Annotated in this window: 1 protein-coding gene; it reads left to right on the top strand. The window is 68.2% G+C overall.

The annotated features are described in order from the left end of the window. A partial coding sequence (locus ACFVYN_RS41205; RefSeq protein ID WP_390008027.1) for an SDR family NAD(P)-dependent oxidoreductase occupies positions 1-2,751 on the top strand: 2,751 nt, incomplete at both ends.

Raw genomic sequence — 2,751 nt, 5'->3', positions numbered from 1 at the left:
GCGGGGTTGCTGGAGTTGTTGCCGGTGACCGGGTTCGGGTTCTCGCAGGCGGTCGCGGCGTTGCGTCATCTGCAGGCTGCCAGGCATGTGGGCAAGGTCGTCCTGCGCCTGCCTGCCCAGTGGGATCCGCAGGGCACGGTGTTGATCACCGGTGGCACCGGGACGCTGGGCCGTGAGCTGGCCCGGCATCTGGTGGCCACCCGCGGCATGCGGCACCTGCTGCTCCTCTCACGCCAAGGACCCCAGGCTCCCGGCGCGGAAGAGCTGGTCGCGGAGCTGGGGGAACTCGGCGCCACAGTGCGCATCGTTGCTGCGGACGCCGCAAGTCGTGAAGCGTTGGCTGAGGTGCTGCACGGGGTCGCAGCTGAGCATCCCTTGACGGCGGTGGTGCACGCTGCCGGTGTGCTCGATGACGCCACGGTGGAGTCGCTGACTCCGCAGCGGATCGCCACGGTGCTGGCGGCGAAGGCCGACGCGGCGTGGAACCTCCACGAGCTCACGCAGGGAATGAACCTGGCGGGCTTCGTTCTGTATTCGTCGGCGGCGGCGGTTCTGGGCAGTCCTGGGCAGAGCGGGTATGCGGCGGCCAACGCCTTCCTCGACGCCCTGGCCGCCTACCGCCGCGCTCAGGGGCTGGCAGGTCAGTCACTGGCCTGGGGCCTCTGGGCGGAACGCTCGACCATGACCGCACATCTGAATGACGCCGGCGTGTCCCGGCTGGCTCGTAGCGGCATACGGCCGATGACCACCGAACAGGGCCTGGCCCTCTTCGACGCCACCACGCGCCTGACCGCACCACTGCTGATCCCCGCCCGGCTCGAATTGGCCGGGCTCTCCCGGACCAGCCCCCTGCCGGCACTGCTGCAGGAGCTGGTCAGGAGCTCCGGGATACGAAGGGCCGCGAGTGCCGCCACCGCCGCTGCAGGGTTGGGTGCCGAGCTGGCCGCGCTGAATGCGGTCGAGCGGGAGCAGGCAGTCCTGCAGATCGTGCGCACCCATGCCGCCGCCGTCCTGGGACATGCCAGGCCGGAGAACGTCGAACCGCAGCAGGCGTTCCGGGACATGGGCTTCGACTCCCTGACCGCCCTCGAACTGCGCAACCGACTCGCCACAGCCACTGGATTGCGGCTGCCAGCGACTTTGGTCTTCGACTATCCAAGTTCGACAGTGCTGTCGGGATACCTGCATGATCAGCTGTTGCCCCAGTTGGCGGATGCCACTGCTCAGGCGGCAGCGCCGACGGTCCGCGCGGGCACGGATGAGCCTATAGCGATTGTGGGGATGGGCTGCCGTTTCCCGGGCGGAGTCGAGGGACCGGAGGACTTCTGGCGGTTGGTGGCGGGCGGGACGGACGCGATGTCGCCCTTCCCCGTCGACCGAGGCTGGGACATGGAGGCGCTTGACGGCGTTGTTCGTGACTCTGAACGCGACAGCGGTGCGGCGTACACGGCTCTGGGCGGGTTCGTGTATAGCGCTGGTGATTTCGATGCGGAGTTCTTCGGGATCAGTCCGCGTGAGGCTGTGGCGATGGATCCCCAGCAGCGGCTCCTGTTGGAGACCTGCTGGGAGGCCCTGGAGGACGCGGGGATCGATCCGACCTCACTGCGAGGTTCCGACGCCGGCGTCTACGCCGGAATCATCACCTCGGGTTATCGGGTCGGCGACGCAGATGGAGCCGGCGGCTATGGGATGACCGGTACGACGGTGAGTGTGGCGTCGGGTCGGGTGGCGTATTGCTTGGGGTTGCAGGGTCCTGCGGTGTCGGTGGATACGGCGTGTTCGTCGTCGTTGACGGCGATTCACCTTGCGGCGCAGGCGTTGCGGTCCGGTGAGTGCGGGATGGCGCTGGCGGGTGGTGTGACGGTGATGGCGACGCCGGCCACCTTCAGCGAGTTTGCCCGGCAGCGGGGGTTGGCTGCGGACGGCCGGTGCAAGCCGTTTGCTGATGCTGCGGATGGTACGGGGTGGGGTGAGGGCGTTGGGATGGTGGTGTTGGAGCGGTTGTCGGATGCGCGTGCGCGTGGGCATCGTGTTCTGGCGGTGGTGCGGGGCAGCGCGGTCAATCAGGATGGTGCGTCGAATGGGTTGACGGCGCCGAATGGTCCCTCCCAGCAGCGGGTGATTCGGCAGGCTCTGGCCAGTGCGGGGCTGTCTGCCCGGGACGTGGACGTCGTCGAGGCACATGGCACAGGTACGGCGCTGGGTGATCCGATTGAGGCGCAGGCGCTGATCGCGACTTACGGTCAGGGTCGTGATGGGGACCGTCCGTTGTGGCTGGGGTCGGTGAAGTCGAACATCGGTCACACCCAGGCGGCGGCCGGGGTGGCCGGGGTCATGAAGATGGTCCTGGCGATGCAGCACGGCGTACTGCCCCGGACGCTGCACGTGGACGCGCCGTCCACCCACGTGGACTGGGCTGCGGGTTCGGTGGAGCTGCTTACCGAGTCCCGCGAATGGATTGCTGCCTCGGGTCCGCGGCGGGCGGGGGTTTCGGGGTTCGGTATCAGTGGGACCAACGTCCACCTCATCCTCGAAGAGGGCCAGGCTCTCGGGTCCGATCAGGCTCCTGCGCAGGACAAGGATCCCGATGCGGGTCCTGTGGCGTGGGTGTTGTCGGCGCGGTCCGAGGCCGCGCTGACCGAACAGGCCAGTCGGGTGCGGGAGTTCACCCTTGGCCAGCCGGAGTTGTCTGTGGGTGATGTGGCGTTGTCGTTGGTGACGTCGCGGTCGGTGGGTTTTCCGTATCGGCGG

Origin of the sequence: Streptomyces sp. NPDC058307 (assembly GCF_042880295.1) — a bacterium.
Classification (GTDB): domain Bacteria; phylum Actinomycetota; class Actinomycetes; order Streptomycetales; family Streptomycetaceae; genus Streptomyces.
Note: the sequence above shows the minus strand (reverse complement) of the source record. Positions and strands in the feature narration are given on the sequence as shown.